The following is a 538-nucleotide window of genomic DNA, read 5'->3' as shown; positions in this document are numbered from 1 at the left end:
CCCACCCACCACTTCGGCATGCGCTTCACCTCCACCCCACGCGGCGCCCGCCTCGCCCGCCGCCTCACCTCCCACCGCCTCGACGAGTGGGGTTTCCCCTACGGCACCGACCCCAACGACACCGTCACCCTGATCGCCGCCGAGCTCACCGCGAACGCCGTCCGTCACGCCCGCATCCCCGACCGCGGCTTCCGCCTCGACCTGACCGCCTCCCCACCACGATCCGCATCGAAGTCGCACACCAGGGCTGTCCGCCCTCAGTGCCTCGTGGGCAGGGTCAGTCGCGCAGCTCCCGGACGAGTCGCGTGACAGCCTCGCCGAGCTTCATCTCGTTCTCGGCAGCCCGGGAGAAATCAGGGACGAAGTACTCACGAATCTTGCGCGCGACGTCGTATCCCCGGTCCGCGTCGAACAGTTCCCAGTCACGCAGCTTGTCGAAGTCGACGAGCCGGATCGGGAAGAGCTTCCTCTGGCCGGTCTGCTCCTCGACTCGGCGGGTACGGAAGATTTCGGTGGCCACCCAGGCGCTGGCCATGCT

At 68.4% G+C, this 538-nt stretch carries 2 protein-coding genes; one reads left to right on the top strand and one right to left on the bottom strand.

Annotated features, from left to right (window positions below; all coding sequences use genetic code 11):
* On the top strand, window positions 1-309 hold a 309-nt coding region (locus tag J0695_RS45855; RefSeq protein ID WP_242553769.1), incomplete at its 5' end, for an ATP-binding protein.
* Here J0695_RS45855 and J0695_RS40110 read toward each other — a convergent pair.
* Window positions 278-538, bottom strand: a 261-nt coding sequence (locus J0695_RS40110) for a hypothetical protein (RefSeq protein ID WP_206969743.1), incomplete at its 5' end; no start/stop codon positions are given. The two genes, J0695_RS45855 and J0695_RS40110, sit on opposite strands and share 32 nt — an antisense overlap.

Origin of the sequence: Streptomyces beijiangensis (assembly GCF_017315755.1) — a bacterium.
Taxonomy (GTDB): domain Bacteria; phylum Actinomycetota; class Actinomycetes; order Streptomycetales; family Streptomycetaceae; genus Streptomyces; species Streptomyces beijiangensis.
The sequence above is the reverse complement of the archived record's forward strand: the minus strand, read 5'-3'. Positions and strand labels throughout refer to the sequence as shown.